Below are 25,508 nucleotides of genomic sequence, written 5' to 3' on the forward strand. Positions count from 1 at the left end.
TTCCGACTCTATCAGACTCTTTCGTGTCCGATTCCCGGCCGAAGCGGGTTCCTGCTTTTTCGCTTTCCAGTTCTTCGCTTTCGCGCTTCCCTTTCGGCGTGTTCACTACGTTAGCCGATTTCCTCGATGGCTCATAATCGAGCCGATCGGGCAAATTTCGGCATGCCGAAATTGCACCCGCCAGGGGTGAATCGTAGGTAGTGGTTGGCCCTCTCACGATGCGTCGACCCGGTCCGATGGACCGCGCCAGGAACACTGCATCTGTTCAAGCGGCTCGGACTACATTAGGGAAACAGCAGGGGCGAGTCAAGTGGCGTGGTGGCGGGGTCATGGGCCCGTTCGCCCTGACCGTGACTTCGCCGTCGATCCGAAAGCGCCAGGGCTGGAGGGGCCGTCGCAGCCGACGTCCGTCCCGCCGACCGCCGCGTGCCTGGTCGAGTGGTGCGGGGAGCCCGGTTGGAAGGACGGTCGCCCTGTCTGCCTGCTGCCATGTCAGCTCCTTCCATCGTCCGGTCGACAGTGGGGCAGTAGCCAGGCGCGTCGGCGTTCTGGCCGGTTCTCTGCCATGCCGGGCCGAAAGTCGACGTTTGGCAGCAAGCCGGCCCACGCCCCCGAACTCGGTACCGCGCAGGCTCGCGGGCGAGCCGGGACCAAGGCGCACTGCGGCTCAGGCTCCCCCGGAGTGCTTGGCTCTCGGGCTCAGTCGGTACGCCGAGACCGTTGGATCCCCGGCGAGGTGGAAACGGTGCTGCCAGTCGTGGGCTCTGCTCACGCCCACCCGAGGGCCGACCCGGATGAGCGCGCCGGGTACCGGCTCGCCCTCGGACAGCACGACCGAGGCGCCCGTCAGCAAGGCTGTGCCGTTGTGCTCCGACGTGATGCCGAGTGCCTGGCAGAAGTTGCCCGGACCGCGCGCGAGGCGCGGTGTCTCGACCTTCGTCCCTCGCCGCTTGCGTGCCAGGTCTTCCCCTTCGACGACCCTGCCCGCCCGGATGAGGACGGCCGAAGCGACACCGTCCGTTCCGGTGACGACGTTGGCACACCAGTGGAGACCGTGGGACCGGTAGACGTACAGGTGGCCCGCGGGTCCGAACATGACGGCGTTTCGGGGTGTCCTGCCCCGATAGGCGTGGGAGGCGGGATCGGCCGTACCGGCGTACGCCTCGGTCTCCGTGACGCTGATGCTCACGGTTCCCTCGGGGGTCTCGTGGGTGAGGACGGCGCCGAGCAGCTTGGGGGCGACCTCTTCGGCGGGACGCGCGAGATCCATGACGTTCATGCTGCCCCGCTCGGCATTCCGTTCGTGAAGCGGCCGTGACGGTGCGCCGGCCGGCCGGACATCCCGCGGATTTCGGGTGCCGCGTCCAGGACGGTCCTGTCGAAGAAGTCCCGCGGGACCGGTGTGCGGTTCATGCCCTCGTTCATGGCGTCCGAGGGTACTGGGCTCGGCGCGACGGGAACCGGCTACGGTCAGGGCGCGTATGTAGGGGAAGGACCAAGGAGGAAATCATGGGTTTCAAGCGGCTGCTCGCGAGCATGGGTGCCGGCGGTGCTTCGGTCGAGACCGAACTCACCGAACTCAACGTCGTCCCCGGGGGGGTCGTCCAGGGCGAGGTGCGGATCCAGGGCGGATCCGTGGACCAGCAGATCGAAGGCCTCTCGGTGGGCCTGCAGGCCCGGGTCGAGGTCGAGGGCACCGACCAGGAGACCAAGCAGGACATCGAGTTCACCAAGCTGCGCCTCGGCGGCGCCTTCGAGGTGAAGGCGGGCGCGGTCCACGTCGTGCCGTTCGGCCTGGAGATTCCCTGGGAGACGCCGATCACCATGTTCGCCGGGCAGCACCTGCGCGGCATGAACATCGGGGTGACGACGGAGCTGGAGATCGCCCGCGCCCTCGACTCGGGTGATCTGGACCCGATCAACGTGCACCCGCTGCCGGCTCAGCAGGCCATCCTGGACGCATTCGGGCAGCTGGGCTTCGGCTTCCGCAGCGCGGACATGGAGCGCGGCCACATCCGCGGCACCCGCCAGCGTCTGCCCTTCTACCAGGAGATCGAGTTCTTCCCGCCGCAGCAGTACCGGGGGCTGAACCAGGTGGAACTGACGTTCGTCGCGGACGACCGCGAGATGGACGTCGTCCTGGAGATGGACAAGAAGCCGGGACTCTTCAGCGAGGGCAGCGACTCCTACCGTGCGTTCAAGGTGGGTCTGAACGACTACCAGGGCACGGACTGGTCCGCGTACCTCAACCAGTGGCTCGCCCAGGTCGGTGGCCAGCGCAACTGGCTCTGACAACCCCTAGGGTCGGTGGGAAGACATCGCAGAGCCGATCAGGAGAGGTGCTGACGTGACCGAGCCGAAGAGGGCGCCGCTGCCGCACGACTTCCATCCGGAGGTCCCCCCGTTCACCGTGGTGAGCACGGACCTCGCACCGGGCGCCGTGCTGGCGGACGCCCAGGTGTTCGCGGCGGGCAACACCTCGCCGCACCTGCGGTGGGAGGGCTTCCCCGCCGGGACGAAGAGCTTCGCGGTGACGTGCTTCGACCCGGACGCGCCGACGGGCAGCGGGTTCTGGCACTGGGTGCTGTTCGACATCCCCGCGTCCGTGACGGAGCTCCCGGCCGGTGCGGGCAGCGGGACGTTCGAGGGGCTGCCCGAGGGAGCCGCCCAGGCCCGCAACGACTACGGCGCGAAGGAGTTCGGCGGAGCCGCGCCTCCCTCCGGTGAGAACCACCGCTATGTCTTCACCGTGTACGCGGTGGACACCGAGAAGCTCGGGCCGGACAGCGACGCATCACCCGCCGTGGTCGGATTCAATCTCCGGTTCCACACGCTGGGCCGCGCGCAGCTGATCGGGGAGTACACCGCCCCCACAAGCTGAATGTTCGCCTCCCGTTTGCCCTGCCCTGGTCTTGGAGAGATCAGGGCAGGGCACTTTTTATTGCGTTGTCCCTCACGGTCCGCCCGGACAGAGTTGTTCCGGGCCCGCCGACAGACGGGCGGCACACGGGAGGTGGGCGGGATGCGGGACACACTTGTACTCAACGCGAGCTTCGAGCCGCTGTCGACAGTGACTCTCAACCGTGCGGTGGTCCTGATCCTGCAGGACAAGGCCGTCGTCGAGCAGTCGCATCCCGGGCTGCGGATGCGCGGTGCCGCCGTGGACATTCCGGTGCCCCGGGTGATCAGGCTCTGCCGGTACGTGCGGGTGCCGTTCCGAAGACACGCTCCGTGGTCCAGGAGGGGCGTGCTCATACGGGACCAGCACCGGTGCGCGTACTGCGGTCGGCGGGCGAGCACCGTGGACCATGTGGTGCCGCGCGCCCAGGGGGGACAGGACACCTGGCTGAACACCGTGGCCTCGTGTGCCGAGGACAATCACCGCAAAGCTGCCCGGACGCCTGAGCAGGCGGGTATGCCGCTGCTGCGTCAGCCGTTCGTGCCGTCCCCGGCGGACGCCATGCTGCTCGCGCTGGGTGCCGGCGACCGGTCGGCTCTGCCGGAGTGGCTGGCACGCTCGGCGGCGTGATCGCCTCGTAGGCCCCGGACGGCCGTACGAGCAGCCCGTCCCCCTCTGCCGGGAAGTGCCGAAGGGGCGGGCTCGTCTCCGTCAGCGCAGCACCAGTTGAACGATGGCCGCGGTGCCGACGACGACGATCAGCGCGCGCAGGAAGCGCGGGCTGAGCCGTCGGCCGACCTTGGCTCCGATCTGGCCGCCGATCGCGGAACCCACCGCGATGAGCACGACGGCCGTCCAGTCGAAGTCCGCGACGAAGAGGAAGAAGAGCGCGGCGACGCTGTTGACGACGGCGGCGAGGACGTTCTTGACGGCGTTGAGGCGCTGCATCGTGTCATCGAGCAGCATGCCCATCAGGGAGAGGTAGATGATGCCCTGGGCCGCCGTGAAGTAGCCGCCGTAGACGCTGGCCAGCATCAGGCCGGTGAAGAGGAGGGGCCCGCCGTCGGAGCGGGCGGGGGTGCCGCTGCGGTCGCGGCGGCGCTGGACCGCCCGGCTGATGCGGGGCTGCAGGATGACCAGGACGAGTGCGAGAGCCACCAGCACGGGGACGATCGTCTCGAACGCCGTGGAGGGAAGGGCCAGCAGCAGGGTGGCCCCGGTGAGACCGCCGATCAGGGCGCCGACGCTCAGCTTCAGTATCCGGCGGCGCTGGCCGGCGAGTTCCGCGCGGTAGCCGATCGCGCCGCTGATCGAGCCCGGGATCAGCCCGAGAGCGTTGGACACGGTCGCGGTGACCGGTGGCAGACCGGTGGCGAGCAGTACCGGAAAAGTGATCAGCGTGCCGGATCCGACGATGGTGTTGATCGTCCCGGCGGCGGTCCCGGCCGCGAAGACGGCGAGCATTTCCCAGATGGACAAGGCCATCTCCTTCGATGGTCAGTGATGCCTCCCCGCCATGAAGGTCGAGGGGCCTCACTGATCATGCACGAAGGTGTTTCCCGGTCACTCGACCGGGGGCTGCTCCCTGCGCTCCGTACCGGTGTTGAAGCCGGGGACGCCGCCGCCGAGGTTGCCGAAGGCGCCGCTGAGGCCCTTGAGCGCGTCGCCGATCTCGCTGGGCACGATCCAGAGCTTGTTGGCGTCACCCTCCGCGATCTTGGGGAGCATCTGGAGGTACTGGTACGAGAGGAGCTTCTGGTCCGGGTCTCCGGCGTGGATGGACTCGAAGACCGTTCGGATGGCCTGGGCTTCACCCTCTGCGCGCAGGGCTGATGCCTTGGCCTCACCCTCGGCGCGCAGGATGGCGGACTGCTTCTCGCCCTCGGCCGTGAGGATCGCGGACTGCCGGATGCCTTCGGCGGTGAGGATGGCTGCGCGCTTGTCGCGGTCGGCGCGCATCTGCTTCTCCATCGAGTCCTGGATGGAGGTGGGCGGTTCGATGGCCTTGAGCTCGACGCGGTTGACGCGGATGCCCCACTTGCCGGTGGCCTCGTCGAGGACTCCGCGGAGCGCGGCGTTGATCTCCTCGCGGGAGGTGAGGGTCCGTTCCAGGTCCATGCCGCCGATGATGTTGCGGAGCGTGGTGACGGTGAGCTGCTCGATCGCCTGGATGTAGCTGGCGACTTCGTACGTGGCGGCGCGGGCGTCCGTCACCTGGTAGTAGATGACCGTGTCGATGTTGACGACGAGGTTGTCCTGGGTGATCACCGGCTGCGGCGGGAAGGGGACGACCTGTTCGCGGAGGTCGATCCGGTTGCGGATCGAGTCGATGAACGGGACGACGATGTTCAGTCCGGCGTTGAGCGTGCGGGTGTAGCGGCCGAAGCGCTCCACGATGGCGGCACTGGCCTGCGGGATGACCTGGATCGTCTTGATCAGGGCGATGAAGACGAGCACCACCAGAATGATCAGGACGATGATGATCGGTTGCATCGTGTGCCTCGTGCCCTTCGGTTGCCGACGGATCGCGGTGATCGAGGTCGAACGGTCGCATCTTTTATGACGGTTGCGGTCTCATGATGATCGACTTCGAGTTTGGCAGACTGTTGCCTGCCGTGTGACCGGTTCGCTCACATGACGACGGCCGTTGCACCGTCGATGTCGACGACGTCCACCTGCCGGCCGGGCTCGAAGACCTGGTCGCCGTCGAGGGAACGTGCCGACCAGATCTCGCCGGCGAGCTTGATGCGCCCTCCGCTGCCGGACACCTGCTCCAGGACGACGGCCTGACGGCCCTTCAGAGCGTCGATGCCGGTGGCGTGCGGCGACTGGCTCGCGCGGTGTCTGGCCGCGATCGGGCGGACGACCGCGATCAGGGCCACCGACACGAGGACGAAGACCAGGACTTGGGCGACGATGCCACCGCCGAGGGCGGCGACGACAGCCGCGGCCACCGCTCCGACGGCGAACATCCCGAATTCGGGCATCGCGGTCAGGACGAGGGGGATGCCCAGTCCCACCGCGCCGATCAGCCACCACACCCACGCGTCGATGTCCACCTGTTCATCGTAGGACCGCGGGTGCCGTTCCCGACAGGGTGCCGATGAGGTTGGCCGTGGTGCGCCTACTGGCCGAGGGGCAGTCCGCGGGCGGTGTAGCGGTCTCCGTGGTGCTCGACGACGAGCGGCAGCCCGAAGCAGAGGGAGAGGTTGCGGGAGCTGAGCTCGGTCTCCATGGGGCCTGCGGCGAGCACCTTGCCCTGCCGGATCATCAGGACGTGGGTGAAGCCGGGGGCGATCTCCTCGACATGGTGGGTGACCATGACCATGGAGGGCGCGTACGGGTCGCGGGCCAGCCTGCCGAGGCGGCGGACCAGGTCCTCGCGTCCTCCGAGGTCGAGCCCGGCCGCCGGCTCGTCGAGGAGGAGCAGCTCGGGGTCGGTCATCATGGCGCGGGCGATGAGGGTGCGCTTGCGCTCACCCTCGGAGAGCGTGCCGAACTTACGGTCGAGGAAACCCGTCATGCCGAGGCGGTCGAGGAAGGCGCGGGCCCGCTCCTCGTCGACGGCTTCGTAGTCCTCGTGCCAGGTCGCGGTCATGCCGTACGCGGCGGTGAGCACCGTCTGCAGCACGGTCTGGCGCTTGGGGAGCTTTTCGGCCATGGCCACCCCGGCGATGCCGATGCGGGGACGGAGCTCGAAGACGTCGGTGCCGACCCCGCCGAGGCGCTCGCCGAGGATCTTGGCCGTGCCGGTGCTGGGGAAGAGGTAGCTGGAGGCGATGTTCAGGAGAGTGGTCTTGCCCGCGCCGTTCGGCCCGAGGATGACCCAGCGCTCCCCCTCCTTGACCGACCAGGAGACGTCGTCCACCAGAGCGCGTCCGTCGCGGACCACGGATACGTCCACCAGCTCCAGTACATCGCTCATGGCGCGTTGTCTCCCCATACAGTGTCGAGATCGTCGCGTGCCTGCGGGCACAGCTCCCAGGGAAAACCTACGCCACCCGGGGAGTGCTCAGGCCCTGGGGCTGTTCCCTAGGCTGTTCCCATGCTTTCGGAACCACGCTCAGGGCGGCTTGCCGCATGGGGAAACGCACTGTTGGCCGGACTTGTCTCACCGGACGCCGCGGCGCTCGCGATCGTCGACGACGACGCGGTGCACCGCGTCGCGGGCCTGCCGGGTGAGGCGGGGCCCGTCGGGCTCACGCTGGCACTCGGCCGGCTGAGGGGACTGGGTGCGACGGGTTTCCGGGTCGCGCTGCCGGTGCCCGGTCATCCGCTGGGGCTCAGTGGGCCGCCGGACTTCAACGCACGGGCGCTGGAGGCGGAGGAGGCGGTAATCACGTCCGGGGCCCCGTACGGGCTCGTCCCGGACGTGACCGAGGTGGGGCCCGAGGGGGATCTCCACGTCGAGGTGACCTGGCGCTGTCTGCCCGTGCGGGAGGCGCCGCCCGCCGATGTGCCGTCGCTGGGTGAGGCCGAGCGGGAGCTCGCCGAGGCGCTGCGGGACGCCACGGCGGTGCTGTCCCGGCTCGACGTCGCCGGCTCCGGTCCTGTCGCCGATGCCGCGGTGGACGCCTACCGGGCGCGGGCGGAAAGGGGCCGCGAGGTGCTGGCTCCGGGCTATCCACCGCGGGCCGTCCGGGTGCTGGAGCTGGCGCAGCGCGTGGGGCTGCTGGTGTCGGTGGCCCATGAGAACGGGCACGGCGGCGCGGTGAGTGCCTCCGAGATCGCGGCCCGGAGCGAGGCGCTGCGGCCGGTGGAGCGGGTGGCCAGGCGGGCGCAGGTCGCGGCGTACAACGCGTACGTCGAAGAGCGTGGGCGGTGAGCACGTACGGGGACGGGCCGGAGCCGCTCTCCGTATACGGACAGCGGCGCTCCGTGCGGGAGGGCGGGCCTGCGCCGTCGTCGTCACGAGTCCCGGTCCGCGGGGAGGGCTCGGCCCGGGCCTTCCCCGGAGCCGGGTGCGAGGCGTCGGTCAGCCGTTCAGGCCGAGGTTGCCGAAGGCGGGGTTGAGCAGGCCCACCACGTTGACCGTGTTGCCGACCACGTTCACCGGGACGCTCACGGGAACCTGGACGAGGTTGCCCGAGACGACGCCCGGGGAGCCCACGGCCTGGCCGTGCGCACCGGCGCCGCCGTGGCCCGTGGCCGAGGCGGCTCCGGCACCGGCGGCGATGAGCCCGCCCGCGATCATGGTGACGGCTGCGGCCTTCTTCAGGTTCTTCACTTCGGGATCCTCCTCGCGTCGCTGCGGCCGATCGCCGCAGCACATGGAGAACGCCGTCACGCCCGCGAGGGTGCGCCGTACGGGTGACGAACACCCGACAGTATGAATCCGGGCCCGAAGTGGAACCATCCGCCTGTCCGGCGGCGCTCAGCCCGCCGCTCCGTGCCTGACCGCCCACAGCGCGGCCTGAGTCCGGTCGGAGAGATCGAGTTTCATCAGGATGTTCGAGACGTGGGTCTTCACTGTCTTCTCCGACAGGACCAGCGCCCGGGCGATCTCCCGGTTGGAGCGGCCGTCGGCGATCAGTCCGAGCACCTCCCGCTCGCGGTCGGTCAGAGTGCTCCCCCGCCCCGTGCCGTTGCCCGTGTCGTCCCGGGCCAGCAGGGCGTCGGCGACCTCCGGCTGGAGCAGGACGTGGCCGGCGTGGACCGAGCGGATGGCGCCGGCCAGGGCGTCCGGGTCGACGTCCTTGTACACGTAGCCCGAGGCTCCCGCCCGCAGGGCGGGCACGACCGTGCGCTGCTCGGTGAAGCTGGTGACGATCAGCACCCTGGCGGGGTTCTCCAGCTCTCTGAGCCTGCGCAGCGCCTCGATCCCGTCGGTGCCCGGCATCTTGATGTCCATCAGGACCACGTCGGGCCGCAGCTCCTCCGTCCTGGCGACGCCTTCGGCCCCGTCCGACGCCTCGCCGACGACCTCTATGTCGTCCTGGACCTCGAGGAACGTGCGCAGCCCCCGGCGGACCACCTGGTGGTCGTCGACCAGCAGCACCTTGATGATCTTGTCAGCCACAGGGGATCTCCATCCGGATCGTGGTTCCCTTGCCGGGCTCCGAGTCGACGGTCAGCCGGCCACCGACGTCGCCGGCCCGGTGCCGCATGGAGACGAGGCCCAGATGACGCCCCGCATCCCGGACGGCGTGGGTGTCGAAGCCGCGGCCGTCGTCGGCGATCCGCAGCACGGTGGCGGAGGTGCGCCGGGCGAGGGTGACGGTGACCTGTCCGGCGTCCGAGTGGCGCAGGGCGTTGTGCAGGGCTTCCTGCGCGACCCGGAGCATGGCCTCCTCCTGGGCGGCGGGCAGCGCGCGCACCCCGGTGCTCTCGAAGGTGACCCGGGCACCGTGGGCCCGGTCCAGGACCTGGATCTGGGTACGGAGGGTGGCGACCAGTCCGTCCTCGTCGAGGCCGGCGGGACGCAGCTCGACGACGGCAGCGCGAAGCTCGTCCACGGCTTCCCCGGCCAGGGTGGCGACCTGCTGGAGCTCGCCCTTGGCGCGTGCGGGGTCGCGGTCGACCAGGGCTGCGGCGGCCTGTGCGGTGAGCCGGAGCGAGAAGAGCTTCTGGCTGACGGCGTCGTGCAGCTCGTGGGCGAGCCGTGAGCGCTCCTCGGCGATCGTGAGCTCACGGCTGCGTTCGTAGAGCCGGGCGTTGGTGAGTGCGATGGCCGCGTGCTGGGCGAGGATCCCGAGCAGTTCCTCGTCCTCCTCCGTGAAACCGCAGCCCCCCGAGGGCCTGGGGCAGCGCTTGTTGGCGAGGAAGAGCGCGCCGATCGTCTCCTCGCCGTCCTGGACGGGCAGGCCGAGGAAGTCGGACATGTCGGGGTGGGCGTCGGGCCATCCCTCGAAGCGGGGGTCCTCGCGGACATCGGCGAGCCGCTGGGGCTTCGCCTCGTGGAGCATCGCCGCGAGAATGCCGTGCTGGCGGGGCAGCGGGCCGATGGCCTTCCACTGCTCGTCGCTGACCCCGTCGACGACGAACTGGGCGAAGCCTCCGTGGTCGTCCGGCACTCCGAGTGCGGCGTACTCGGCGTCGAGCAGCTCCCGGGCGGAGGCGACGATCGTCTTGAGGACGTCCCCTACCTCCAGGTGCCGGCTCATGGCGAGAAGTGCGGCGCTGACAGCGGCTAGGCCCGTCGGTGGGCGATGACTCATGCGCTCACCGTACCGGCGGGGGTACCGCCGCCGTATCGGGCTGCGGACCGCCTCCGGGCGGGGCCTCGGACCTAGGGCCTCCCGTCCTTGCCATCTCGGGCCCGCCGCCCGGAAAGCCCCTTACGCTCCGCATCGCAGTAGCAACTTTTTGTGAGTAGTGGGGGGTCCCCGTGTGAGCCCAGGCATAGGACCCACGTCACTTACGAAGAAGGATAGTTTTCCCAAAACGGGCAAGTTGCCAAGGTTCAAACCGGACAAGAGGGAAGGAAGCAGACCCCCTGCAACTACTCGGCTTCGTACGTCACACCTTTGCCAGGCCATTTTGCCGACGCTAAGAATTGCATCTGTCCCCGACGGAGATGCCTCCGGCTCTTCCGTCCGCGTCCTCGCCGAGGACCCCTGCTATTCGAAGAGGTACGACTGTATGTCCGTGTCCCGCATCTCCAGCCGTAGCCGTCGCCTCAACAAGGCGCAGAAGCTCTCCGTCGCGGGGGTCTCCACCCTGGCCGCCGCCGCTCTCGCCTTCTCGCTCGTCCCCGACGACGCCTCGGCCACGACCGAGCCGCAGGCCGCCTCGGCCGCCGCGCCGGTCGCCTACACCGGCTCGCAGGCGAAGGGCCTCAAGGCCCAGGGCATAGAGCAGAACTCCACGGCCCAGCAGCTGGTGAAGGCCGCCGACGCGGCCAAGGCCAAGGAGGCCGACGCCAAGAAGAAGGCCGCCGCCAAGGCCGAGGCGAAGGCCAAGGCCGTCGCCGAGGCCAAGAGCAAGGCCGCCGCGAAGGCGAAGGCCGACGCGAAGAAGCGTTCCGCCAAGAAGGCCGGCCGCGCGGCCGACCGCAAGCCGGTCTACGCCGACAACCTGGACGGCTGGATCCGTGAGGCTCTCGCGATCATGAACAAGAAGGACATCCCCGGCACGTACGAGGGTCTGCACCGCAACATCATCCGCGAGTCCAGCGGTGACCCCCGTGCCATCAACAACTGGGACGTCAACGCGATCAACGGTGTCCCGTCGAAGGGCCTGCTGCAGGTCATCAAGCCGACGTTCGACTTCTACCACGTCAAGGGCACCAAGCACGACCAGTACGACCCGGTCGCCAACATCACCGCGGCCGCCAACTACGCGGCGGACAAGTACGGCTCCATCGACAACGTCGACAGCGCGTACTGAGCCACGCACCGAGCATGGCCTGGCAGAGCTGACCTGCCGGTCCGCAGCGTCGCGTGACCGGCCGGCACATGCCGAAGGGCGGCACCCCACGGGGTTGCCGCCCTCGGGCGTTCTCGGGACCGGCCGGAACGGACCCGCGCTACTTGCGCATGACCTCGGGCTCGTGGCGGCGCAGCATCCGCGAGACCGCGAAGAAGAGAACGGCGCTCATCACGAGCATCACCGTGATGTTGATCCCCCACTGACCGGCCGTGTGCTCCCAGAGCGGGTCGAGGTCGGTCGGCTTCTCGGGGTCCCACGGCGGCATGAGGTGGGCGAGGTCCAGCGTGGTGCCCGCCGCGGCGACCGCCCAGCGCGACGGCATCAGCCAGGCGAACTGCTCCAGGCCCGGTGATCCGTAGACCTGGAAGAGCACGCCGGTGAAGACGACCTGGACGATCGCGAACATCACGAGCAGCGGCATGGTCTTCTCGGCGGTCTTCACCAGCGCGGAGATCAGCAGGCCGAACATCATCGAGGTGAAGCCCAGCACGATGATCGACAGGCAGATCTCCACGGCGGGGGGCATGAACAGGCCCTCCTCCGGCAGCTCACGGGTGGAGAAGCCGATCCCGCAGATGATCACGCCCTGGAAGGCGGTGATCACGCCGAGGACGATCACCTTGGACAGCAGATAGGCGGAACGGGAGAGGCCGGTGGCCCGTTCCCGCTCGTAGATCACCCGCTCCTTGATGAGTTCTCGTACGGAGTTGGCGGCGGCCGCGAAGCACATGCCGACCGCCAGGATCAGCATGATGGTTCCGGCCTTGCCGTTGAACCGGGAGGGCGGCTCTGGTTCCGCCAGGCCGAACTCCGCCGGGATGACCACGCTGACGACACCGAGAACGGCCGGCAGGAGCACCATCAGGAGCAGGAACCCCTTGTCGGACGCGATCACCGAGACGTACCGGCGCATCAGCGTCCACAGCTGGGCCGCCCAGCCCGAGGGCTTCGGCGGGCGCATCTGCTGCGGCGGGGGCATGTGTACGGACTGCGGGGCGACGGCGTCGATGTCCGCGGCGTACATCTGGTAGTGCTGCGAGCCGCGCCAGCGGCCCGCCCAGTCGTACTCGCGGTAGTTCTCGAACGCGGAGAAGACGTCGGCCCAGCTCGTGTAGCCGAAGAAGTTCAGCGCCTCCTCGGGAGGGCCGAAGTAGGCGACGGATCCACCGGGCGCCATCACCAGGAGCTTGTCGCAGATGGCCAGCTCGGCCACGGAGTGCGTGACCACGAGGACCGTACGGCCGTCGTCGGCGAGGCCGCGCAGCAGCTGCATGACGTCGCGGTCCATGCCCGGGTCGAGGCCCGAGGTCGGCTCGTCCAGGAAGATCAGCGACGGCTTGGTCAGCAGCTCCAGGGCGACCGAGACGCGCTTGCGCTGGCCGCCGGAGAGCGAGGTGATCTTCTTGTCCTTGTGGATGTCGAGTTTGAGCTCGGCGAGGACCTCGTGGATCCGGGCGGTGCGCTCGGTCTCGGTGGTGTCGGCGGGGAAGCGCAGCTTGGCCGCGTACCGCAGAGCCCTGGTGACCGTGAGTTCCTTGTGCAGGATGTCGTCCTGCGGGACCAGGCCGATGCGCTGCCGCAGCTCGGCGAACTGCTTGTACAGGTTCCGGTTGTCGTAGAGGACGTCGCCCTGGTTGGCGGGCCGGTAGCCGGTCAGCGCCTTGAGCAGGGTGGACTTGCCCGAGCCCGAGGGGCCGATGACGGCGATCAGCGACTTCTCCGGGACGCCGAACGAGACGTCCTTGAGGATGTCCTTGCCGCCGTCGACCGTCACCGTGAGATGGCGGGCCGAGAAGGAGACCTCGCCGGTGTCGACGAACTCCTCGAGCCGGTCCCCGACCAGCCGGAACGTCGAGTGCCCGACACCGACGATGTCGTTCGCGCCGAGGAGCGCGGTGCCGGACCTGTTGAGAGGCTGACCGTTGACGTACGTGCCGTTGTGCGACCCGAGGTCACGGATCTCGAAGCGGCCGTCGGGCGTCGCCCGGAACTCGGCGTGCAGGCGCGAGACCTGGAGGTCGGAGACGACCAGCTCGTTCTCCAGCGCGCGGCCGATGCGCATGACCCGGCCGAGGTCCAGCTGGTGGAAGGTGGTGGGGCTGCGGTCCCCGTAGACCGGCGGCGCCCCGGCCGCACCGCCGTGCCCGCCCGCTCCGGGCGGGCCCGCGTGGCCCTGCTGGTGCGGGACCGGAGCCTGCTGCGCCTGAGGTGCCTGCTGCCAGGCCGCCTGCTGCTGCCCGGGACCGCCGGGCCAGCCCGCGGCGCCGTGCTGCTGCGGCTGCTGCACCGGGGCGGCCTGCTGCGCATGCTGCACCGGGGGCGCGGGAGCCTTCTGCACTCCCGCCGGCTGCCCGCCCTGCACTCCGGCGCCCGCCGGGGCTGTGAGGGTCACCCTCGGCCCGTCGGTGGCGTTGCCCAGGTGGACCGAGGTCCCCGGACCGATCTCCGACTGCTGGATGCGCCGGCCCTGGATGTAGGTGCCGTTCGTGCTTCCGTGGTCCTCGATGGACCAGCCGCGGCCGTTCCAGCTGATCGTGGCATGCCGCCACGACACTCTTGCGTCGTCGATCATCAGGTCGCCCTGCGGATCACGTCCGAGGGTGTACGGCCTGGACGGATCGAGCGCCCAGGTCCTGCCATTCAATTCCAGTACGAGTTCCGGCACTCCGCGCCCCACTAGTTGTCCCCCGAGCCGCCCCCGTCGCAGGGAGCCTAGGGATGCTGAACATCGTGGGGAACTATTCCAGGAGCGGTCCCGTAACGGAAAGCCGGGCGGTGTGAAGAGGGCGCGGAGGCCCGGCATCCCCTGTGCCGAGCCGGGAGAAATGGGTCCCGAGCATCCCAACCGGGGCACCGGTCCACCGCGGCCGCGTCCTCACCGGCGGGCGGTCGCCTGCCGTCCGCCACTCGGGACGGCTTCGGAGCTCGCCCCGCGGCCCTATACGGTGGGACCACCATGAGCGCACCTCAGCCACCTCGGTCTCCTGAGTCCCCCGGGTCTCCTCGCGGCACGGACGCCCCCACTCTTCTCGTCAAGATCTTCGGGAAGGACCGGCCGGGTATCACCGCCGGCCTCTTCGACACCCTGGCCGCCTACGCCGTCGACGTCGTGGACATCGAACAGGTGGTCACCCGTGGCCGCATCGTCCTGTGTGCCCTGGTGACCTCGCCGGACCCAGGCGGGACGACCGAGGGTGACCTCAGGGCGACCGTGCACAGCTGGGCGGAGTCGCTGAAGCTGCAGGCCGAGATCATCTCGGGCACGGGCGACAACCGTCCGCGCGGCTACGGCCGTTCCCACGTGACCGTACTGGGGCACCCGCTCACCGCGGAGTCCACGGCGGTCATAGCGGCCAGGATCACCTCCACCGGCGGCAACATCGACCGGATCTTCCGCCTGGCCAAGTACCCCGTCACCGCGGTCGAGTTCGCGGTGTCCGGCACCGGGACGGAGGAGTTGCGGACCGCGCTGGCGACGGAGGCCGCGGAAATCGGCGTCGACATCGCCGTCATGTCGGCCGGGCTGAGCCGCCGGGCGCAGCGGCTGGTCGTGATGGACGTGGACTCGACGCTCATCCAGGACGAGGTCATCGAGCTCTTCGCGGCCCACGCGGGCTGCGAGTCCGAGGTCGCAGCCGTGACCGAGCAGGCGATGCGCGGTGAGCTCGACTTCGAGCAGTCCCTGCACGCGCGCGTCGCGCTGCTGGCCGGGCTGGACGTGTCGGTGGTGGAGAAGGTGCGGGCAGAGGTACGGCTGACCCCCGGTGCCCGCACCCTGATCCGGACGCTGAAGCGGCTCGGCTACCAAGTGGGTGTGGTCTCGGGGGGCTTCACCCAGGTCACGGACGACCTCAAGGAGCGCCTCGGGCTCGACTTCGCCTCCGCCAACACGCTGGAGGTCGTCGACGGCAGGCTCACCGGCCGGGTCGTGGGCGACATCGTGGACAGGGCCGGCAAGGCCCGGCTGCTGCGCAGCTTCGCGGAGCAGGCGGGGGTGCCGCTGTCACAGACGGTGGCGATCGGCGACGGCGCGAACGATCTGGACATGCTGAACACGGCGGGACTCGGTGTCGCCTTCAACGCCAAGCCGGTCGTCCGCGAGGCCGCCCACACCGCCGTGAACGTCCCGTTCCTGGACACCGTGCTGTATCTGCTCGGGATCACCCGCGAAGAGGTCGAGGCCGCCGACGGTCTGGTGGACTGACCGGCCCGGTCCGTACGTGGGAAGGGGCGCCGGCACACATGGTGTGCCGGCGCCCCTTCCCACGTCGTGGCTCAGTCGTTGGGCGTCCAGTATTCGACCAGCTTGCCCGCGCCGTGCTCCAGGCTCTTCCAGGGGCCGGTGAACTCGACGACGGCGTAGGCCGCGGTCGGGAAGCCGTCCCTGGTCATGCGGGCGAGGGCGTCGCCCTCGGCTCCGCCGGAGAGGGCGTCCGCGGCACCGTGCATGCCGGGGTTGTGGCCGATGACGAGCAGATTCCGTACGTCGTCGGGGGTCTCGTCGAACAGGGCGATCAGCTCGCCGAGGGAGGCCTCGTACAGCCTCTCCTCGTACACGGTCCTGGGGCGCTGCGCGAACTCGTGGACCGCCAGCTTCCAGGTCTCACGGGTTCTGGTGGCGGTCGAGCACAGAGCCAGGTCGAAGGCGGTTCCCGAGTCGGCCAGCCTGCGGCCGGCGACGGGGGCGTCCTTTCTGCCCCGTTCCGCCAGTGGCCGCTCGTGGTCCGACTGCTGCGACCATTCCGCCTTTGCGTGCCTGAGAAGGACGATCCTGCGAGGTGTATCGGCGCTCATACATCTCAGCTTCGCACGAATTGCGCCTCCGGGCGCAGGGTGTTGACGTGCTCGTATGCCGGGGCGCGTGACGGACGCCGGGGTGTGCGGGGCCGGTCAGGCGGGCAGCAGCCCCAGGACGCGCTCGAGGAGCCGCCCGATCGCGGGGTCGCCCGCCGCCGCGTGCGCCTGGCCGGGTTCGACGATCAGCAGGAAGAGCGCGGCGAAGGCCACGGCGGGGAGCGCCACGGCCCACCACGGCAGCCGGACGTCGACGGTGCCGGAGTGGTGGGTCCGGGTGCGCGTACGGGCCGACATGTCCGCCTCCGTGGGTCCTCGGCTGTGTCACCCAGAACCTACGGGCCGTTCGGCGGCGGTCCCATCCGGCGGCCCACCCACTCGACCCTGAACCTGGCCCCCTAGGGGACAGGGGGGCAGGCCCCACCCTCGCGGAGGGTCGGGGGGCAGGAGGTCAGGGTGAGGCGATCGTGGCGATCACGCCGATGACCACGGAGATGAGGAGCATCGTCCCAAACACGAGGAGGAGCTTCTTCTGGCCGTTCTGAGGATTCGGATCGAGCACTGGCATGCGCACAGTCTCGCATCTCAGCACTCGTCCTCGATCGTCCGGTCCCGCCCCGCGAGTATTCCCGCGAGCGTCTGGGGCACGAGGAGGCACGCCATCAGGGTGAGAGGAAGGCCCCAGCCGCCGCTGTGCTGGTAGAGCACGCCGACCAGCAGCGGGCCGGGGATCGAGAGCAGGTAGCCGGTGGACTGCGCGAAGGCGGAGAGCCTCACGACTCCGGCGCCCGTCCGTGAGCGCATCCCGATCATGGTGAGGGCGAGCGGGAAGGCGCAGTTGGCGATCCCCAGGAGCAGTGCCCAGAGCCAGGCGCCGCCGGCGGGGGCCAGGTAGAGACCCGCGTAGCCGAGGAGACCGCATCCGCTGAGGACGAGGACGATCGGCCCTTGCGTCCGCAGCCGGGAGGCGATCCGGGGGATGACGAAGGCGAGGGGGACGCCCATGGCCATGGTCACGGCGAGCAGGACACCGGCGGTGCCGGCCGACAGCCCCGCGTCGCGGAAGATCTGCGGCATCCAGCCCATCGTGATGTACGCGGCCGTGGCCTGGAGCCCGAAGAAGCACGCGAGCGCCCAGGACGTGCGGCTCCGGGTGATGCGGAGCGCGGGTGCGGCGGGAGCTCCCGCGGACTGCCCGGCCGTGCCGCGGCGGTCCTTGAGGAACGGTATCCAGGGCAGGATCGCGACCGCGGCCAGGGCGGCCCAGACAGCCAGCCCGGTACGCCAGCTGCCGCCCAGGGCGTCCGTCAGCGGCACGGTGAGGGCGGCGGCCAGGGCGGTGCCGAGGGCCAGGGCCATCGAGTAGAGGCCTGTGACGGTGCCGACCCGGTCGGGGAACCAGCGCTTGACGATGACGGGCATCAGGACGTTGCTGACCGCGATGCCCATCAGAGCAAGGGCACTGGCGGCGAGGAACCCGGCGGTACCGCCCAGGAAGGGGCGCAGCAGCAGGCCGACGGCGATGGCCGCCATCCCCGCGCAGACCACGGCTGTGGGACCGAAGCGGCGGGCCAGCCGGGGCGCCGTGAAGCCGAACAGTGCGAAGCAGAGCGGCGGCACGGAGGTGAGGACACCGGCGACGCTGCCGCTCATGTGCAGTCCGTCCCGGACCTCTTCGAGGAGGGGGCCGAGGCTGGTGATGGCGGGGCGGAGGTTGAGCGCGGCGAGAACCAGGCCGACGGTGACGATCCGAAGCACCCAGGGAGAAGGTCCGGGCGCGGGCCTCTCGGGCGTCGGGGTGCCGGCGGCGGGAGGGCTCAGGGTCGGGGTCTCGTCGTGACGCATGAGGCCCATCATAGAATCATGGGATGTTTTACTGTCCAGTCGTGCTCTCACCCTGAGATGATCGGGGTGACGTCCGACGGGCACGCACCTCCTGGACCACCCTTTCCGGAACCGGACCACCCTTTCCGGAACACGAGCAAGGAGCACCATGGCGCTGACGTCCACGCGGCGTTCGGCTCTCGCCGACCAGGTGATTGCCCAGCTGAGGAACCAGATCACCTCGGGCGAGTGGCCCGTGGGCTCACGGATCCCCACCGAGCCCGAGCTCGTCGAGCAGCTCGGGGTCGCCCGCAACACGGTGCGCGAGGCGGTGCGCGCCCTGGCGCACAACGGACTGCTGGACATCCGTCAGGGCTCCGGCACCTATGTGGTGGCGACCAGCGAGCTGGCCGGGGTGATGCAGCGCCGGTTCGCGGACGCCGACCCCCGGCACGTCGCCGAGCTGCGCTCCACGCTCGAGTCCTCCGCCGCCCGTCTCGCCGCCCTGCGGCGGACGGACCGGGACCTGCGGCAGCTGGACTCGCTGATGGCGCGGCGCGAGGCGGTGTGGGTGTCCGGGGACGCGGAGGCGTTCGTGGCCGCGGACGCGACCCTGCACCTCGCCGTGGTCGCCGCCTCGCACAACGACGTACTGACCGAGCTCTACGCCGACCTGAACGATCTGCTCCGGGACTGTCTGCGCGACGACGTGGGCCCGGAGCTGGGGCCCGAGGAGCTCATGGACCACGCACGGCTCGTAGAGGCGATCCGGGAGGGCGACGCGGAGACGGCAGCCTCCGAGGCGGCCGCCCACGCGCTGAACTGCCTGCGGGAGCGGGTCTGAGCAGGCCGGCCGGAGCCGCGGAGCGCACGGGTGCGCGCGGTCGCGGCCATTGTCTCGAGACGTGAGCGGGGAGTGGGGTCGGGTGCCTCTGCCGCACCGCGGAAGGAGGCTCGGGCACCCGACGCCATGGCGAGTCGTGAACCCGCGGAGGCTCGCGCGGTGCACCGCGCGACGGCCGGTGGGAGGGTACGAGGATCAGCCGACGCAGCCGGGGACCGGGCTCGGGCTGTTGAGGCAGTTGTTCGGCGTGTTGGCGGCGACCCGGCTGGCGCGCAGGTTCACCGTACCGTCGTTGTTGTAGATGCCGCCGGGGTTCGCACCGCTGGACGAGTTGTTGCTGATGTTGCTGGCCGTCACCGTGGAGGTGCCGCCACTGGCGGTGGGCACTCCGTTGGCAAGACCGCCGCCACCGTCCGGCGCGGTGTTGTTCACGATGTTGCTGGCGCCGACCGTCAGCGTTCCGATGTTGGCGATGCCGCCGCCGGCGCTGCCTGCCGTGTTGCCCCTGAACTGCGAGGCGTTGACGGTCACCGTGCTGTCACTGACGATGCCCCCGCCGTTCTGAGTGGCGCTGTTGCCCGTGAAGACGCTCGCGTTGATCTGGGCCCGGGAGCCGCTGAACACGCTGACGCCACCGCCGTAGTTGGCGTGGTTGTTCCGGATGACGCCGGCGTTGAGGTTGAGGCTGCCGTTGCCGGTGACGACGACGGCACCGCCGGCACCGCTCGCGACCGAGCTGCCCGTGGCGTCGCCGTTGCTGAGGATGGCCGCCCGGAGGGTCAGAGCGCCGCCGTTCACGGTGAGGATGCGGAACGTCCCCGACTGGCGGGTGATGGTGTCGCTGTTGCCGTTGATGACGATCGGCGTGGTGATGGCGGGCAGTTCGGTGTTCAGCCGGTACGTGCAGCCCGGCGCCAGGTTGAGCGTGTCGCTGACGGGAGTGCCGTTGGCCGTGTTGATCGCGTTCCGCAGGGCGGTCTCGCTGCACGCCACGGGCAGCGTCGCGGCCGAGGCGGCGGGAGCCAGGGCGATGGGGATGAGCGTGGCCGCGGTACCGATGCAGAGGACCCGGGCGGATCGGACGAGGGATCTACGCGTGAGCATGCCATTCCTTCGGGGACGTGTGTTGCGGACACTCGGCCACGAGGAATGTCGTGCGGCGCCGCAAGCAGGGTTGTTGGCCAAGATGTGCCCGACACGCCGCACCACGTCACGGATAGTGTCCCGATTTACGCCCAATGGCCCTCCTGGGCACCCCACTGGACATTTTCGTCACAGTGTGTAACCTCCGCATCGGGAGGAAGCGAGCCCGCGACTCGACGGCAAGGACACCGAGCGGCTAGGACACCGAGTGGCTGACCCAGGCCGAGCCGACCTCTTTCCAGCAGCGGTCCTCGAGCTTGACCGTCCGCCCGGGCTGCACCGCGACGGCGCTGCCGTCGGCGTCGACGTCCCACCAGCGCGCGCACTCGGTGTGCAGCTGGACGAGATCGGTCGCAGGGTACGGGTTGTGGCAGAAGGCGACCACCCGGGATCCCTCCACCGATGTGCGGCATTCCGCCCCCGCTGGCTCCGGTTTCGGCGCGAGGGGCGTCGACTCGCTTCCCGCCCGGTTGGCCGCGCTCACGGCCACCGGGGCCAGGAGCCCCGCGACGACGGCCGCCGCTGCGAGCAGGGACCAGGTTCGGCGACGTGTGGAGCGCACAGCGATCTCCTCCCCACAGCCTGACCAAAAGTCCGGTTCCAACACATTCTGCGGTGGGACGGCCATCTTTTCGACTCGAGGACCGGGAGAGCCGGTCGACACGCGCGACGGCCGCGTACCCCCGGCAGGGGTACGCGGCCGTCGGTCGGCTGAGCGGGTCAGGCACCCATCATGTGCACGCCACCGTCGACGTGGATGATCTCGCCCGTCGTCTTCGGGAAGAAGTCCGAGAGGAGCGCGACGACCCCGCGGCCGGCCGGCTCCGGGTCGGCCATGTCCCAGGCCAGCGGCGACCGGGTGTTCCAGACCTCGGCGAGATCACCGAAGCCCGGGATGGACTTGGCGGCCATCGAGCCGATGGGGCCCGCCGAGATCAGGTTGCAGCGGATGCTGTCGCCGCCCAGGTCGCGGGCGAGGTAGCGGGAGGTCGCCTCCAGCGCGGCCTTGGCCGGGCCCATCCAGTCGTACTGCGGCCAGGCGAACTGCGCGTCGAAGGTGAGGCCGACGATCGAGCCGCCCTCGCTCATCAGCGGCTTGCAGGCCATGGCGAGCGACTTGAGCGAGAACGCCGAGACGTGCATCGCGGTGGCGACCGACTCGAAGGGCGTGTTCAGGAAGTTGCCGCCGAGCGCGTCCTGCGGCGCGAAGCCGATGGAGTGCACGACGCCGTCCAGCGAACCGAGCTCGTCCTTGACGAGGCCCGCGAGGCGCTCCAGGTGCTCGTCGTTGGTCACGTCGAGCTCGATGACCTTGGCGGGCTTGGGCAGCTTCTTGGCGATGCGCTCGGTCAGCGTCGGCCGGGGGAAGGCCGTGAGGATGACCTCGGCGCCCTGCTCCTGGGCCACCTTCGCGGTGTGGAAGGCGATGGACGACTCCATCAGCACCCCCGTGATGAGGATGCGCTTGCCGTCGAGAATTCCGCTCATGGTGATCAGTGACCCATGCCCAATCCGCCGTCAACGGGGATGACGGCTCCAGTGATGTACGACGCGTCGTCGGACGCGAGGAAGCGCACCGCGGCCGCGATTTCGGCGGGCTGCGCGTAGCGGCCGAGCGGCACCTGGGACACGATGCCCTTGCGCTGCTCGTCGGTGAGCACCTGGGTCATGTCGGTGTCGACGAACCCGGGTGCGACGACGTTGAACGTGATGTTCCGCGAGCCGAGCTCACGGGCCAGCGACCGTGCGAAGCCGACGAGGCCCGCCTTGGACGCGGCGTAGTTGGCCTGTCCGGCCGAGCCGAGGAGGCCGACGACGGAGGAGATGAGGACGACACGGCCCTTCTTGGCTCGCAGCATCGCGCGGTTGGCCCGCTTGACGACGCGGAAGGTGCCGGTGAGGTTGGTGTCCAGCACGGACGTGAAGTCGTCCTCGGACATCCGCATCAGCAACTGGTCCTTGGTGATACCGGCGTTGGCGACCAGCACCTCCACAGGACCGTGCTTCTCCTCGATCTCCTTGTAGGCCTGCTCCACCTGCTCGGTGTCGGTGATGTCGCACCGGACCGCGAGAACCCCCGCCTCGGTGAGCGCCGCAGGCGGCTCCCCCGAGCGGTAGGTGACGGCGACCTTGTCGCCGTTGTCGGCGAAGGCGCGGGCGATGGCGAGGCCGATGCCCCGGTTTCCTCCGGTGACGAGAACCGAGCGGCTCAACGGATCACCCTTTCCTTGGCGGTCTGGTACATCGAAAACCTATCGGTACCACCCCTCAACCAAGGAATCGGCCTCTGACAGCGCCGCCGGGCCGCGACTGTTGGATCCCTACAGAACGGCCGGCCCGGAAGCGCCCGGTCAAGGGCCGCGGAGGTGGTCGGCTCCACAGCCTCGTGCGCGGCGACCGGAAGCGGAGCCCTCCCGAACACGCATCGTCTCCCCAGCCCTCGGCGGCGGCAGCGCAGTTGAACGTCGGCCGGGCGTGACCAGGAGCTCGCCCCAGGAGACCGGCAGCCGGCGAAATCGCACGTCGATGCTGCCGTCACAAGGGCGGTCGAGCGGTTCCGGCCGCGTACCGCCGGGCGGCGGGGGCTGCTCGGCGGCGGGCGGCCCGGGAAAGGTGTAGCCGCCCGGAGATGTTCCGTTGCATGGTTCACTCCGAGGTACTCAGAGAGAAGGGGAGCCCTTCGTGGCCCACGAGGTAGATCAGTCGTTCCTGGCCCTGCCGCTCCGTGCCCTCGCCGACGCGGCGCTCGCCCGCGCCCGTGCGCTCGGCGCCGTACACGCGGACTTCCGGTTCGAGCGGGTGCGCGGCGCCTCCTGGCGGCTGCGGGACGCCCGGCCGTCCGGGACGTCGGACACCACCGACACCGGGTACGCGGTCCGGGTGGTGCACGGCGGGGCGTGGGGATTCGCGTCCGGTGTGGACCTGACGATGGACGCGGCGGCGAAGGTCGCCTCGCAGGCCGTCGCGATGGCGAAGCTGTCGGCGAAGGTGATCGCGGCGGCGGGTTCCGACGAGAGGGTCGAGCTGGCGGACGAGCCGGTGCACGGCGAGCGGAGCTGGGTCTCGGCGTACGAGCGCGACCCCTTCGACGTACCGGCCGCGGAGAAGGCCGGGCTGCTCGCCGAGTGGAGTGCGCGGCTGCTGGCGGCCGACGGGGTCGCCCATGTGGACGCCTCCCTGATGACGGTCCACGAGAACAAGTTCTACGCGGACACCTCAGGCACCGTCACCACCCAGCAGCGGGTGCGGGTGCATCCGCAGGTGACCGCGGTGGCCGTCGACTCCGCGACGGGCGAGTTCGACTCGATGCGGACGATCGCTCCCCCGGTGGGCCGCGGCTGGGAGTACCTCACGGGAACCGGCTGGGACTGGGACGCCGAGCTGGAGCGCATCCCGGGGCTGCTGGCGGAGAAGATGCGGGCGCCGAGCGTCGAGGCGGGGACGTACGACCTGGTCGTCGACCCGTCCAACCTCTGGCTGACGATCCACGAGTCGATCGGCCACGCCACCGAGCTTGACCGGGCGCTGGGCTACGAGGCGGCGTACGCGGGGACGTCGTTCGCCACGTTCGACCAGCTGGGGAAGCTGGCGTACGGCTCCCCCGCGATGAACGTGACCGGTGACCGCACCGCCGAGCACGGCCTCGCGACCATCGGGTACGACGACGAGGGCGTCGAGGCGCAGTCCTGGGACCTGGTCAGGAACGGCACGCTGGTGGGCTACCAGACGGACCGGCGGATCGCGAAGCTGACCGGTCTGGGCCGGTCCAACGGATGCGCGTACGCCGACTCGCCGGCGCACGTCCCCGTCCAGCGCATGGCGAACGTGTCGCTGCGCCCGGATCCGGGCGGGCTCTCCACGGAGGACCTGATCGGCGGGGTGGAGCGCGGCATCTACGTGGTCGGCGACCGGTCCTGGTCCATCGACATGCAGCGCTACAACTTCCAGTTCACCGGGCAGCGGTTCTTCAGGATCGAGAACGGCAGACTGGCGGGCCAGCTCCGTGACGTGGCGTACCAGGCGACGACCACGGACTTCTGGGGCTCCATGGAGAAGGTCGGCGGCCCGCAGACCTACGTCCTGGGCGGTGCGTTCAACTGCGGCAAGGCCCAGCCGGGTCAGGTCGCGGCCGTCTCGCACGGCTGCCCCTCCGCCCTCTTCCGAGGCGTGAACATCCTCAACACGACGCAGGAGGGCGGGCGATGAGCCGCGTCAGCAAGCCGTACGAGATCGTCGAGCGCGCACTGGAGCTGTCCACCGCCGACGGCTGCGTGGTCATCGCGGACGAGAACTCCTCCGCCAATCTGCGCTGGGCCGGCAACACGCTCACCACCAACGGGATGACGCGGGGACGGACCCTGACCGTGATCGCGACGGTGGACGGCGCCGAGGGGACGGCGTCCGGAGTGGTGTCCCGCTCGGCCGTCACCGCCGACGACCTGGAACCCCTCGTGCGGGCCGCCGAGGCCGCGGCGCGCGGTGCCGGGCCGGCCGAGGACGCGCAGCCACTGGTCTCCGGGGTCCCGGTGTCCGCCGACTTCACGGAACCGCCGGCCGAGACCGGCTCCGACGTCTTCGCCGCATTCGCCCCGGCGCTCGGCGACGCCTTCGCCCGGGCCCGCTCGGGCGGCCGCGAGCTGTACGGCTTCGCGAACCACGAGATGACCTCCACCTATCTGGGTTCGTCGACGGGGGTGCGGCTGCGCCACGACCAGCCGAACGGGACCCTGGAGCTGAACGCCAAGTCCCCCGACCGGACCAGGTCCGCCTGGGCGGGCCGGGCGACCCGGGACTTCGAGGACGTCGACCCGGCGGCGCTCGACGCGGAACTCGCCCGGCGGCTCGGCTGGGCCGAGCGCCGGATCGATCTGCCGGCAGGCAGGTACGAGACGCTGCTGCCGCCGACGGCGGTGGCGGATCTGCTGATCTACCAGTACTGGTCGGCCTCGGCCCGGGACGCCGCGGAGGGCCGGACGGTCTTCTCGCGGCCCGGTGGCGGGACACGCGTCGGGGAGACACTCTCCGAGCTGCCGCTCACCCTGCGCAGCGACCCGTACGCGCCGGGACTGGAGTCGGCCCCGTTCCTGATCGCCCACGCCTCCGGGGACGGGGGGTCCGTCTTCGACAACGGGCTGCCGCTGGCGCCGACGGACTGGATCGCGGGCGGCAAGCTGCAGCGTCTGACCACCACCCGGCACTCTGCGGGGCTGACGGGCCTTCCCGTCGCCCCGGCCATGGACAACCTCGTCCTGGACGGCGGTGGAGACCGTTCGCTGGAGGAGATGGTGGCCGCGACGACCGGCCGGGCCCTGCTGCTGACGTGCCTCTGGTACATCCGGGAGGTGGATCCGGCGACCCTGCTGCTGACCGGGCTCACCCGGGACGGGGTCTACCTGGTGGAGGACGGCGAGGTCCTCGGCGAGGTGAACAACTTCCGCTTCAACGAGTCGCCGGTGGGGCTGCTGTCCCGGGCGTCCGAGGCGGGCCGTACGGAGAGGACGCTGCCGCGCGAGTGGGGCGACTACTTCACCCGGGCCGCGATGCCCGCACTGCGCATCCCCGACTTCCACATGAGCTCGGTCAGCCGGGGCGTATGACCGCCATAGACTGACCGGACAACCCATCGAACCTTCG

Annotated in this window: 27 protein-coding genes; 9 read left to right on the top strand and 18 right to left on the bottom strand. The window is 70.0% G+C overall.

Annotated features, from left to right (window positions below; all coding sequences use genetic code 11):
* Window positions 1-667 precede the first annotated feature (667 nt).
* Both ABZ441_RS31870 and ABZ441_RS31875 read right to left on the bottom strand, forming a co-directional pair.
* Window positions 668-1,279 (bottom strand): DNA-3-methyladenine glycosylase, encoded by a 612-nt coding sequence (locus tag ABZ441_RS31870; protein ID WP_358980593.1) that lies wholly within the window; start codon window positions 1,277-1,279, stop codon window positions 668-670.
* A complete protein-coding gene (locus ABZ441_RS31875) occupies window positions 1,276-1,425 on the bottom strand; it encodes a hypothetical protein (protein ID WP_358980595.1) in 150 nt (49 codons plus the stop codon). Before ABZ441_RS31875 ends, ABZ441_RS31870 begins: the two co-directional genes overlap by 4 nt.
* An 84-nt stretch (window positions 1,426-1,509) precedes the next feature.
* Between ABZ441_RS31875 and ABZ441_RS31880 the strand changes: the two genes are divergently transcribed.
* From ABZ441_RS31880 to ABZ441_RS31890, 3 genes are all read left to right on the top strand, one after another.
* Window positions 1,510-2,292 carry a sporulation protein gene (locus ABZ441_RS31880; RefSeq protein ID WP_205019368.1) on the top strand — a complete coding sequence of 261 codons (783 nt, stop codon included), beginning with the start codon at window positions 1,510-1,512 and terminating at the stop codon, window positions 2,290-2,292.
* Window positions 2,293-2,347: 55 nt separating this feature from the next.
* A complete protein-coding gene (locus ABZ441_RS31885; protein WP_358980597.1) occupies window positions 2,348-2,881 on the top strand; it encodes a YbhB/YbcL family Raf kinase inhibitor-like protein in 534 nt (177 codons plus the stop codon).
* A gap of 141 nt (window positions 2,882-3,022) precedes the next feature.
* Window positions 3,023-3,529: an HNH endonuclease gene (locus ABZ441_RS31890; RefSeq protein ID WP_031099942.1), complete on the top strand. Its 507-nt coding sequence runs from the start codon at window positions 3,023-3,025 to the stop codon at window positions 3,527-3,529.
* An 81-nt stretch (window positions 3,530-3,610) separates the two neighbouring features.
* Here the strand turns inward: ABZ441_RS31890 and ABZ441_RS31895 are convergent, their stop codons facing one another.
* The 4 genes from ABZ441_RS31895 to ABZ441_RS31910 form a co-directional block, all read right to left on the bottom strand.
* A complete protein-coding gene (locus tag ABZ441_RS31895; RefSeq protein WP_358980600.1) occupies window positions 3,611-4,384 on the bottom strand; it encodes a sulfite exporter TauE/SafE family protein in 774 nt (257 codons plus the stop codon).
* A 78-nt stretch (window positions 4,385-4,462) separates the two neighbouring features.
* The gene (locus tag ABZ441_RS31900; protein ID WP_358980602.1) at window positions 4,463-5,392 is read right to left on the bottom strand and encodes an SPFH domain-containing protein; all 930 of its coding nucleotides are present in this window, start codon (window positions 5,390-5,392) and stop codon (window positions 4,463-4,465) included.
* 137 nt (window positions 5,393-5,529) lie between these two features.
* Window positions 5,530-5,958 (bottom strand): NfeD family protein, encoded by a 429-nt coding sequence (locus ABZ441_RS31905; protein ID WP_358980604.1) that lies wholly within the window; start codon window positions 5,956-5,958, stop codon window positions 5,530-5,532.
* Between the two features lie 65 nt (window positions 5,959-6,023).
* Window positions 6,024-6,824, bottom strand: a complete 801-nt coding sequence (locus tag ABZ441_RS31910; protein WP_031099933.1) for an ABC transporter ATP-binding protein — start codon at window positions 6,822-6,824, stop codon at window positions 6,024-6,026.
* Window positions 6,825-6,944: 120 nt separating this feature from the next.
* Here ABZ441_RS31910 and ABZ441_RS31915 point away from each other — a divergent pair, with 120 nt between their 5' ends.
* Entirely contained in the window at window positions 6,945-7,724 is a 780-nt protein-coding gene (locus ABZ441_RS31915) for a hypothetical protein (RefSeq protein ID WP_358980606.1), read from the top strand.
* Window positions 7,725-7,874: 150 nt separating this feature from the next.
* Here ABZ441_RS31915 and ABZ441_RS31920 read toward each other — a convergent pair whose 3' ends face one another.
* The 3 genes from ABZ441_RS31920 to ABZ441_RS31930 form a co-directional block, all read right to left on the bottom strand.
* The gene (locus ABZ441_RS31920) at window positions 7,875-8,126 is read right to left on the bottom strand and encodes a chaplin family protein (RefSeq protein ID WP_205019375.1); all 252 of its coding nucleotides are present in this window, start codon (window positions 8,124-8,126) and stop codon (window positions 7,875-7,877) included.
* 147 nt (window positions 8,127-8,273) lie between these two features.
* A complete protein-coding gene (locus ABZ441_RS31925) occupies window positions 8,274-8,918 on the bottom strand; it encodes a response regulator transcription factor (RefSeq protein ID WP_358980609.1) in 645 nt (214 codons plus the stop codon).
* Entirely contained in the window at window positions 8,911-10,056 is a 1,146-nt protein-coding gene (locus tag ABZ441_RS31930) for a GAF domain-containing sensor histidine kinase (RefSeq protein WP_358980611.1), read from the bottom strand. The genes ABZ441_RS31925 and ABZ441_RS31930 overlap by 8 nt, the downstream gene beginning before the upstream one ends.
* Window positions 10,057-10,480: 424 nt before the next feature.
* Here ABZ441_RS31930 and ABZ441_RS31935 point away from each other — a divergent pair, with 424 nt between their 5' ends.
* The gene (locus ABZ441_RS31935; RefSeq protein ID WP_358980613.1) at window positions 10,481-11,227 is read left to right on the top strand and encodes a transglycosylase SLT domain-containing protein; all 747 of its coding nucleotides are present in this window, start codon (window positions 10,481-10,483) and stop codon (window positions 11,225-11,227) included.
* 139 nt (window positions 11,228-11,366) lie between these two features.
* Here the strand turns inward: ABZ441_RS31935 and ABZ441_RS31940 are convergent, their stop codons facing one another.
* Complete coding sequence (locus ABZ441_RS31940; RefSeq protein WP_358980615.1) at window positions 11,367-13,946, bottom strand: FHA domain-containing protein; 2,580 nt, start codon at window positions 13,944-13,946, stop codon at window positions 11,367-11,369.
* A 279-nt stretch (window positions 13,947-14,225) separates the two neighbouring features.
* Here ABZ441_RS31940 and serB point away from each other — a divergent pair, with 279 nt between their 5' ends.
* Complete coding sequence (gene serB, locus ABZ441_RS31945) at window positions 14,226-15,473, top strand: phosphoserine phosphatase SerB (protein WP_358980617.1); 1,248 nt, start codon at window positions 14,226-14,228, stop codon at window positions 15,471-15,473.
* Window positions 15,474-15,544: 71 nt separating this feature from the next.
* Here serB and ABZ441_RS31950 read toward each other — a convergent pair whose 3' ends face one another.
* The 4 genes from ABZ441_RS31950 to ABZ441_RS31965 form a co-directional block, all read right to left on the bottom strand.
* Window positions 15,545-16,063 (bottom strand): histidine phosphatase family protein, encoded by a 519-nt coding sequence (locus ABZ441_RS31950; RefSeq protein ID WP_358980619.1) that lies wholly within the window; start codon window positions 16,061-16,063, stop codon window positions 15,545-15,547.
* A gap of 96 nt (window positions 16,064-16,159) precedes the next feature.
* The gene (locus ABZ441_RS31955; RefSeq protein WP_358980621.1) at window positions 16,160-16,360 is read right to left on the bottom strand and encodes a hypothetical protein; all 201 of its coding nucleotides are present in this window, start codon (window positions 16,358-16,360) and stop codon (window positions 16,160-16,162) included.
* 154 nt (window positions 16,361-16,514) lie between these two features.
* Entirely contained in the window at window positions 16,515-16,631 is a 117-nt protein-coding gene (locus ABZ441_RS31960; RefSeq protein ID WP_086010434.1) for an SGM_5486 family transporter-associated protein, read from the bottom strand.
* A gap of 17 nt (window positions 16,632-16,648) precedes the next feature.
* Entirely contained in the window at window positions 16,649-17,908 is a 1,260-nt protein-coding gene (locus ABZ441_RS31965) for an MFS transporter (protein ID WP_358980624.1), read from the bottom strand.
* Window positions 17,909-18,056: 148 nt separating this feature from the next.
* Between ABZ441_RS31965 and ABZ441_RS31970 the strand changes: the two genes are divergently transcribed.
* The gene (locus ABZ441_RS31970) at window positions 18,057-18,731 is read left to right on the top strand and encodes a FadR/GntR family transcriptional regulator (protein ID WP_358980626.1); all 675 of its coding nucleotides are present in this window, start codon (window positions 18,057-18,059) and stop codon (window positions 18,729-18,731) included.
* 195 nt (window positions 18,732-18,926) lie between these two features.
* Here the strand turns inward: ABZ441_RS31970 and ABZ441_RS31975 are convergent, their stop codons facing one another.
* The 4 genes from ABZ441_RS31975 to fabG form a co-directional block, all read right to left on the bottom strand.
* The gene (locus ABZ441_RS31975) at window positions 18,927-19,835 is read right to left on the bottom strand and encodes a hypothetical protein (protein ID WP_358980628.1); all 909 of its coding nucleotides are present in this window, start codon (window positions 19,833-19,835) and stop codon (window positions 18,927-18,929) included.
* A 235-nt stretch (window positions 19,836-20,070) separates the two neighbouring features.
* Window positions 20,071-20,436: a hypothetical protein gene (locus ABZ441_RS31980; RefSeq protein ID WP_358980630.1), complete on the bottom strand. Its 366-nt coding sequence runs from the start codon at window positions 20,434-20,436 to the stop codon at window positions 20,071-20,073.
* A 158-nt stretch (window positions 20,437-20,594) separates the two neighbouring features.
* A complete protein-coding gene (fabI, locus tag ABZ441_RS31985; protein WP_358980632.1) occupies window positions 20,595-21,362 on the bottom strand; it encodes an enoyl-ACP reductase FabI in 768 nt (255 codons plus the stop codon).
* Between the two features lie 5 nt (window positions 21,363-21,367).
* Window positions 21,368-22,087: a 3-oxoacyl-[acyl-carrier-protein] reductase gene (gene fabG, locus ABZ441_RS31990; RefSeq protein ID WP_358980634.1), complete on the bottom strand. Its 720-nt coding sequence runs from the start codon at window positions 22,085-22,087 to the stop codon at window positions 21,368-21,370.
* A gap of 469 nt (window positions 22,088-22,556) precedes the next feature.
* Here fabG and ABZ441_RS31995 point away from each other — a divergent pair, with 469 nt between their 5' ends.
* Together ABZ441_RS31995 and ABZ441_RS32000 are read left to right on the top strand one after the other, a co-directional pair.
* Entirely contained in the window at window positions 22,557-24,080 is a 1,524-nt protein-coding gene (locus tag ABZ441_RS31995) for a TldD/PmbA family protein (RefSeq protein ID WP_358980637.1), read from the top strand.
* Window positions 24,077-25,471 (top strand): metallopeptidase TldD-related protein, encoded by a 1,395-nt coding sequence (locus ABZ441_RS32000; protein WP_358980639.1) that lies wholly within the window; start codon window positions 24,077-24,079, stop codon window positions 25,469-25,471. The genes ABZ441_RS31995 and ABZ441_RS32000 overlap by 4 nt, the downstream gene beginning before the upstream one ends.
* Window positions 25,472-25,508 lie beyond the last annotated feature (37 nt).

It is taken from the genome of Streptomyces sp. NPDC005752 (genome assembly GCF_040630715.1).
Taxonomy (GTDB): domain Bacteria; phylum Actinomycetota; class Actinomycetes; order Streptomycetales; family Streptomycetaceae; genus Streptomyces.

What these genes read in the sequence shown, in the direction of transcription:
- ABZ441_RS31880 (WP_205019368.1), top strand. Translation starts at nt 1,510, where the DNA reads ATGGGTTTCAAGCGGCTGCTCGCGAGCATGGGTGCCGGCGGTGCTTCG.
- ABZ441_RS31890 (WP_031099942.1), top strand. Translation starts at nt 3,023, where the DNA reads ATGCGGGACACACTTGTACTCAACGCGAGCTTCGAGCCGCTGTCGACA.
- ABZ441_RS31955 (WP_358980621.1), bottom strand. Translation starts at nt 16,360, where the DNA reads ATGTCGGCCCGTACGCGCACCCGGACCCACCACTCCGGCACCGTCGAC.
- ABZ441_RS31870 (WP_358980593.1), bottom strand. Translation starts at nt 1,279, where the DNA reads ATGAACGTCATGGATCTCGCGCGTCCCGCCGAAGAGGTCGCCCCCAAG.
- ABZ441_RS31930 (WP_358980611.1), bottom strand. Translation starts at nt 10,056, where the DNA reads ATGAGTCATCGCCCACCGACGGGCCTAGCCGCTGTCAGCGCCGCACTT.
- ABZ441_RS31950 (WP_358980619.1), bottom strand. Translation starts at nt 16,063, where the DNA reads ATGAGCGCCGATACACCTCGCAGGATCGTCCTTCTCAGGCACGCAAAG.
- ABZ441_RS31910 (WP_031099933.1), bottom strand. Translation starts at nt 6,824, where the DNA reads ATGAGCGATGTACTGGAGCTGGTGGACGTATCCGTGGTCCGCGACGGA.
- ABZ441_RS31960 (WP_086010434.1), bottom strand. Translation starts at nt 16,631, where the DNA reads ATGCCAGTGCTCGATCCGAATCCTCAGAACGGCCAGAAGAAGCTCCTC.
- ABZ441_RS31895 (WP_358980600.1), bottom strand. Translation starts at nt 4,384, where the DNA reads ATGGCCTTGTCCATCTGGGAAATGCTCGCCGTCTTCGCGGCCGGGACC.
- ABZ441_RS32000 (WP_358980639.1), top strand. Translation starts at nt 24,077, where the DNA reads ATGAGCCGCGTCAGCAAGCCGTACGAGATCGTCGAGCGCGCACTGGAG.
- ABZ441_RS31935 (WP_358980613.1), top strand. Translation starts at nt 10,481, where the DNA reads ATGTCCGTGTCCCGCATCTCCAGCCGTAGCCGTCGCCTCAACAAGGCG.
- serB (WP_358980617.1), top strand. Translation starts at nt 14,226, where the DNA reads ATGAGCGCACCTCAGCCACCTCGGTCTCCTGAGTCCCCCGGGTCTCCT.
- ABZ441_RS31875 (WP_358980595.1), bottom strand. Translation starts at nt 1,425, where the DNA reads ATGAACGAGGGCATGAACCGCACACCGGTCCCGCGGGACTTCTTCGAC.
- fabI (WP_358980632.1), bottom strand. Translation starts at nt 21,362, where the DNA reads ATGAGCGGAATTCTCGACGGCAAGCGCATCCTCATCACGGGGGTGCTG.
- ABZ441_RS31975 (WP_358980628.1), bottom strand. Translation starts at nt 19,835, where the DNA reads ATGCTCACGCGTAGATCCCTCGTCCGATCCGCCCGGGTCCTCTGCATC.
- ABZ441_RS31970 (WP_358980626.1), top strand. Translation starts at nt 18,057, where the DNA reads ATGGCGCTGACGTCCACGCGGCGTTCGGCTCTCGCCGACCAGGTGATT.
- ABZ441_RS31915 (WP_358980606.1), top strand. Translation starts at nt 6,945, where the DNA reads ATGCTTTCGGAACCACGCTCAGGGCGGCTTGCCGCATGGGGAAACGCA.
- ABZ441_RS31965 (WP_358980624.1), bottom strand. Translation starts at nt 17,908, where the DNA reads ATGCGTCACGACGAGACCCCGACCCTGAGCCCTCCCGCCGCCGGCACC.
- ABZ441_RS31900 (WP_358980602.1), bottom strand. Translation starts at nt 5,392, where the DNA reads ATGCAACCGATCATCATCGTCCTGATCATTCTGGTGGTGCTCGTCTTC.